The sequence below is a fragment of the Nocardia sp. CC201C genome (genome assembly GCF_030010695.1).
GTDB classification, from domain to species: Bacteria; Actinomycetota; Actinomycetes; order Mycobacteriales; family Mycobacteriaceae; genus Nocardia; species Nocardia otitidiscaviarum.
In genome coordinates, this window is record NZ_JASCXP010000426.1 from 1 (window position 1) to 6,423 (window position 6,423).

The window sequence follows — 6,423 nt, forward strand, 5'->3', positions numbered from 1 at the left end:
CCCCCCCCCCCCCCGCCCCCCCCACCCCCCCCCCCCCCCCCCCCCCCCCACCCCCCCCCCCCGGGGGGGGCCCCCCCCGGACCCACCCCCCGGGCTCTCCCTGCCAACCCCCCCCGGCCGGGGGCCCGCCGCCCCCCCGGGCGGGGGGGGGGCGGCGGCCGGGGGCGGGGTTGCCGCGGGGGGCGGGGGGGGTGGGGGTGCAGGCGAGTTGGATAGCGGTCGGGGTGGGGCTGGCGATCGTCGTTGTCGTGCAGACGTTGGCGGGGCCGGTGACCCGGGCCATCGCGGGTGGTTCCGAGATCGCCGACGAGGCGCTGCCGTGGTTGCGCATCGCCCTGTTCGGGGTGCCGCTGATTCTGCTGTCGATGGCCGGGAACGGGTGGATGCGCGGCGTGCAGCAGACGCGGCGTCCGCTGCTGTATGTGGTTGCGGGACTGGCGCTGTCGGCCGTGGTGTGCCCGGTGCTGGTGCACGGGCTGCTGGGCGCGCCGCGCCTGGAGCTGGCGGGTTCGGCTGTCGCCAATCTCATCGGGCAGTGTGTGACCGGCGGGCTGTTCGTGCGCGCGCTGTTCCGCGCCCGGGTGCCGCTGGCTCCGCGACCCGACATCATGAAGGCGCAACTGGTGCTGGGCCGCGACCTCATTGCCCGCAGCCTGGCCTTCCAAGCCTGTTTCGTCTCCGCGGCGGCGGTGGCGGCCCGCTTCGGCGCGGCCTCGGTGGCCGCCCACCAACTGGTCCTGCAACTGTGGAATTTCCTGGCCCTGACCCTGGATTCGCTGGCCATCGCGGCGCAGACGCTGGTGGGTGCGGCGCTGGGCGCGAACAACGTCCGGGGCGCACAGGGACTCGCGCGCCGGATCACCGGCTGGTCCACGATCTTCGCGGTGGCGCTGGCGGTGGTTTTCGCCTTGGGGCACACCGTGATTCCGCTGCTGTTCACCGACGACGCCGGAGTGCTGGACCGCACCCACGTGGTGTGGTGGTTCTTCGTCGCCATCATCCCCATCGCGGGCGTCGTCTTCGCTTTGGACGGCGTGCTGCTCGGCGCGGGTGACGCCGCCTTCCTGCGCAATGCCACCCTCGGTTCGGCCCTGCTCGGCTTCCTGCCGGTCATCTGGCTCTCGCTCGCCTACGACTGGGGGATCGCCGGAATCTGGTGGGGCCTGGTCGCTTTCATGGTGCTGCGCCTGATCACGGTGTCGTGGCGGACGCTGTCGGGACAATGGGCGCGCACGGGCGCCGAGCTGCCGCGCCGCCTCGCCTAATCCCGCTGTTCCAGGTTGGCCGCCACTTCGGCCTGCCAGGCCCGGTTGGCGTGCGTGGTGTCGACCTCGAATTCGAAGCGCTGCGTCATCTCCGGCGTCACATCGGCGACGTCCACGTAGAACTGCTCGTACCAGCGGCGGTGCTGGTACACCGGCCCGTCCTCCTGGGTGAGCAGCGGATTGTCGATGCGGGTCTTGTGTTTCCAGATCTCCACGTCCTGGAGGAAGCCGACGCCGAAGCTCTTGGCGAACGCCTTGGCCAGCTTGTCGGCCTTCTCGGGCGGCAGTCCGGGAATCCGCTGCACGCTCACCCCGTACTGGAGGACGAATGAGTCCTGGGTCACCGGATAATGGCAGTTGATCAGCACCGCTTCGACGGTGTAGTCCTCGAAGTCGTTGTGCAGGTAGTTGATCATGTATGACGGCCCGTAATACGAAGCCTCCGAACGCAAGAGCGCCATCTGCGAATAGTTCGATCCGGTGGCCATGTCGGGCCGACCCTTCGACCGCAGATACTGCGTCGCCACATGTCCTTCGAAGACGTTCTTGAAGTACACCGGATACGCGAAGTGGATATAGAAGAAGTGCGCCATATCCACGTTGTTGTCCACGATCTCGCGGCAGTGCGAGCCCTCGATGAGCATGGAGTTCCAACTCCAGTCGCTCCACAGGTCGGTCTCGATGCCCTCGATGTGGGGAATGGTGACCTCGGGCGGCGGGGGATTGCCCTCCGGGCCGTTCCACACGAACAGTTGCCCGTTCTCCTCGCAGGTGGTCCACGACCGCGTGCGCGCCAGCGGCGGTACCCGGCGCGCGTAAGGGATTGCGGCACAGCGTCCGTCGCCGCGCCAGCGCCAGTCGTGGAACGGGCAGGCGATATCGTCGCCCTTGACGCTGCCGTAGGAGAGGTCCGCGCCCATATGGCGGCAGTAGCCGTCCAGCACGTGCAGCTCACCCTTGCTGTCCGCCCAGACGACGAGCTTCCCGCCGAACGCCTGGATCGCGTGGGGTTGACCGTCGCGGAAGGTCTCCGCCAGTCCGAGGCAGTGCCATCCGCGCGCATAGCGGGTCATCGGCTGCCCCACATCGATGGACCGATAGGTCTGGCTTCGAGTGTGCGCCATGAGCCGAGGGTAAGCACCTCGGCGCAAAATTGCAACCTGTTCTAGTTTTGCGGCGCGGCTGCGGAGCGGTGCCGCCGCACCACCACCCGTGCCGGACGCACCGACCGCTCCGCCACCAGCAGCCCCGGCGCCACCACCGCATCGACGGTGCGGTCCGCCGCCGGATCTTCGGTGGCCGTCACCTCGGCGGCCTCCATGGTCAGCGCGTCGAACGCCGCTCCGGGCTCCGGTTCCACGAGTCGCCCACCGCGCCCGGTGAGCAGACGCTCCACCCGCCCCGCGAAGGTCTCGAACGCGGCCCGCTCGGTCTCGGATCCCGCCGTGTCCGCGAGCGTCCGAGCGTCGCCGTAGAGCGCGAACAGCTCCACCACCAGCGGCAGATCCGCCCCGGCCCGCTCCCGCTGGGCTCGGATCTTGGCCTCGTCGGCCAACCGCTCGATGGTGCCCGCCTGCCGGGCGATCACCCGGGCGAGATCGTCCACGCGCTCGAGCACCCGCTCGGTGAGGTGGTCGGTCACCGGCGCGGACACATCCGGTCCGGGTTCGGTATCGGTCGTCGCGTCGGTCTCGGATTGCCCGGCGGCTGCGGCGGATTCGGTCACCGGCAAACTGTATCGCCGCCGTCGGATTTCGGCTGCTACGATCGCCAGCCATGGGGGTCTTCGGCATAGACCTGGGCACGACGAATTCCGCTATCGCACGTATCGACGCGGATGGTCGCCCAGAGGTTCTGGTTGGGTTGAACGGTGAACCGACGGTCCCCTCGGTGGTCCTGTTCGCCTCCGCGAACGACCACGTGGTCGGCGAGGGCGCGCGACGGCAGGCCCGACTGGATCCGGAGCACGTGTGCGCCCTGGTGAAGCGCCGGATGGGCGATGCGGACTGGCGGTTCATGGCGCACGGGCAGGCGTGGTCGGCGCCCGCGGTGTCCTCGCTGATCCTCAAGAGCCTCGCGGCCGACGCGGAATTCGCGGGGGCGCAGCCGGTGCAGCGGGTGGTCGTCACCGTGCCCGCGTACTTCGGCGACGAGGAACGCCGTGCCACCATGCAGGCCGGAAGTTACGCCGGATTCGACGTGGCCGGCGTGCTCTCCGAACCCATCGCGGCCGCGCTGTCCTACGGTTTCGGGCGGCTCGACGGCAGCCTCGATGTCGGCAAGGGCGACACCCGCGAAACCGTCCTCGTCTACGACCTCGGCGGTGGCACCTTCGACGCCACCGTCATCGAACTGGCCGACCGGCGCATCTCCGTGCTCGCGGTGGAGGGCGACCATCAGCTGGGCGGTGCGGATTGGGACGAGCGCATCGCACTGCACCTGTCGCAGCGGTTCTGCGCGGAGCATCCGGAGGCCGAGGATCCGCTGGACGATTCGGCCGGATCGCAGATGCTGGTGCTGGCCGCCGAACGCGCCAAACACGAACTGAGCGAGGCCGAGAGCACCGAGGTGGTGGTCGCCCACGACGGGGTCCGCGCGGTCGTCACGCTCACCCGCGCCGAGATGGAGGCCATGACCGCCTCGCTCATGCGCCGCACCCTCGACCTCACCAAGGCGTGCCTGGCCGCGGCCGGGCAGCGCGGTGTGCACGCCGTGGACCGGGTGCTGCTGGTCGGCGGCTCCTCCCGCATGCCCATGGTGGCGCGGGAATTGCAGCGTGAACTGGGCCTGGTGGGCGAACTGCGCGACCCGGACCTGTCGGTGGCGCGCGGCGCGGCACTCTACGGCGAGAAGCTGGAGATGGAACGCCTGGTGGTCGCCGACCTGGTGACTCGCGGGCGGCTGCGCGACGGCGCGGAACTGCGCGAGGCGTCCCCGGCCGATCTGGAGCAGTCCATCGCGCGGGTGGCCGATTCCTTCGGACAACCGGTGGGCCTGGTGCGGCGCATGCTCGAGATCCGGGTCGACACCGTGGTGTCGCGCGGATTCGGCGTGCTGGCGCTGGACCCCTACAGCGGCCTGGCCGCCAGCTGGCTGGTGCACCGCAATCAGACCCTGCCCATTCGGGTGCGCCGCTCCTACGGCACCGTGCGCGCCGATCAGGATCAGATCGAACTCACCATCGTCGAACAGCAGGGCCAGGCCGCCTCCATGCGGCCCGAGGATGCGAAAGTCTTGGTGGAGGGTCATATTCGCAATATTCCGCCCGGCTATTCGGCGGGCAGCGAAGTGCAGGTCACCTTCGAGATGGGGTTCGACGGGGTCTTGCACGTCACCGCCTATCACGTGGAGGCGCGCATGCCGCTGACCCTGTCGGTGCAGACCGGCGCGACCCTGTCGCAGGCGGATGTGGCACGCGAACTGGACCAGTTGCAGCGCACCCGCCGCCGCCCCGCCTAGGCGAGAACAGATGCAGCCCTTCAGCCCCAACGACTATCGCAAACGCGTGCTCGCCGCCGTGGAGCGCCGCGGCGGCCTCGAGCATTCGGATGCCTTCGAGCTCTACGACATTCCGCTCGACGAGGCGACCACGCTCACCGACACCGAGGTGGAAGCGCGGATCGAGCAGGTGTGGGGCTTCTGGCAGAAGCAGCGCGACCATCCGAAGTACCGGGTGCTGGTCGGGCTGCTGGTGGACGGCCACGAAGAGCTGTCGTACCCCCTGCTGTCGGCGGCCGCACGGCGGGTGGAGGCCGATCGGGTACGGCAGCTGCGGGCGCGGCGCGAGGGCGAGCGCTACGAGATGCTCGACACCGCCATCGAACGAATGGTGAACCGACACGGGGGAATTCCCGCCGCGAAGCTCCCCGGCCTCGAGGATATCGGCAAGCTCAGCGGACTCGACGCCGACGAGATCGCCGCCCGGCTGCGCCGACACCGGATTCTCGACGAAACCCCCACGGCCGCAGCGCCGCCCACGACCGAGGTGACTGCGCAGCGGCGTCAGCAGATCCGCCAGCTGCTCACCGAGTACGAGCGCCTGCTCCCCGGCGACCCCGTTCCGACCCTGCTCGTGCTGCTCGGTCTGGACTACGCCCGCGCCCACGAGACCGCCGAGATCCGGCTGCGTGCCGAAGCGCTGCGCGCCCGCACCCGCGAACTGCCCCCCGGTCGCGTCCGCGTGGTCCTGGACGAACTGCTGGTACACGTCCAGGATCTGCTCGAACCCGGCGGCCACACCGTCGACGACTATCTGCGCGCCATCGCCGCCGACGTCGCCGACCAACTGCGCCCCCAGGTCCGCGCCGCCATCCTGGTGGAAGACCAACTGGTGGAAGCGGATTACGACTTCCTGGTGCACGAGGCCATCGCGGGCGGACTGGACCACACGACGGCGCAGCAGGTGGTCATCGGGCTCGCGACCGAACTGGGATCGACCGTGGAGGGCGTCACGGGGGTGCCGGACGCTCGGGGGACGTCCGCACCGGGTGTCGGGCCGGGTGGCGCGGCCCACGACGGATCGCACCGGGAAGCGGCGCAAGGCGATTCGGCCCACGGCGCCTCGCGGAGAGGACCGGAACCGGACGGTTCGGCGCATGGGTCCGCTCACACAACCGAGACACCTGACGGTGCGACGCAAGGATCCGGATACCGCTCCGGGGGACAGGGCGGTGCGGCGCAGGGGTTCGGATACGACGGTGGGGGACAAGGCGGTTCGGCGCAGAGGTCCGGATACGGCACCGGGGCACAGGGCGGTTCTGTCCACGGTTTCCCGCATGGCGGTGCGGCGCGGGACGCTTCGGGTCACGGCTCCGACCGCCGCGGTTCGACATCCGGGGGCGGGTACGGCACTACCTCCGCGAGTCCGCACCCACGCGCCTGGGAGGAACCCCTGAAGGCCGCACGGGCCGCGCTGCGCGCCGGGCATCCGCGCAAGGCCGCCCACCATGTGGAGCGGGCGCGTCGCGCGGTCGACGCCGACGGCACCGGTATGACCTCGGTGCTCCCCGTGGCCGAGGAGGTGGATCGGGTGCTCGCCGAGGCGGTGGTCCGATGGCGTTCGGCCACCGTCGGCTGCGCGGGCAAACGCTATGTCGAGGCCCTCGACCACCTGCAGTATCTGGAGCGCCATGCCTCCGACGTCCCCAATCCGCAAGGT

The 6,423-nt window shown here is 70.2% G+C and carries 3 protein-coding genes and 2 pseudogenes; 3 read left to right on the forward strand and 2 right to left on the reverse strand.

Annotation, left to right across the window (positions count from 1 at the left end; translation table 11 throughout):
* Positions 1-161 precede the first annotated feature (161 nt).
* Positions 162-1,265 (forward strand): annotated as a pseudogene (locus QK444_RS30595) (MATE family efflux transporter); the annotation flags it as partial.
* Here QK444_RS30595 and QK444_RS30600 read toward each other — a convergent pair.
* Both QK444_RS30600 and grpE read right to left on the reverse strand, forming a co-directional pair.
* A complete protein-coding gene (locus tag QK444_RS30600; RefSeq protein ID WP_282785575.1) occupies positions 1,262-2,389 on the reverse strand; it encodes a Rieske 2Fe-2S domain-containing protein in 1,128 nt (375 codons plus the stop codon). The pseudogene QK444_RS30595 and the gene QK444_RS30600 sit on opposite strands and share 4 nt — an antisense overlap.
* A 41-nt stretch (positions 2,390-2,430) precedes the next feature.
* Positions 2,431-2,991, reverse strand: a complete 561-nt coding sequence (grpE, locus tag QK444_RS30605) for a nucleotide exchange factor GrpE (protein ID WP_282785576.1) — start codon at positions 2,989-2,991, stop codon at positions 2,431-2,433.
* Between the two features lie 50 nt (positions 2,992-3,041).
* Between grpE and QK444_RS30610 the strand changes: the two genes are divergently transcribed.
* A complete protein-coding gene (locus QK444_RS30610) occupies positions 3,042-4,724 on the forward strand; it encodes an Hsp70 family protein (RefSeq protein ID WP_282785577.1) in 1,683 nt (560 codons plus the stop codon).
* A 10-nt stretch (positions 4,725-4,734) separates the two neighbouring features.
* Positions 4,735-6,423 (forward strand): annotated as a pseudogene (locus tag QK444_RS30615) (hypothetical protein); the annotation flags it as partial.

Coding starts and splice junctions, on each gene's coding strand:
- QK444_RS30600 (WP_282785575.1), bottom strand. CDS start 2,389: ATGGCGCACACTCGAAGCCAGACCTATCGGTCCATCGATGTGGGGCAG.
- QK444_RS30610 (WP_282785577.1), top strand. CDS start 3,042: ATGGGGGTCTTCGGCATAGACCTGGGCACGACGAATTCCGCTATCGCA.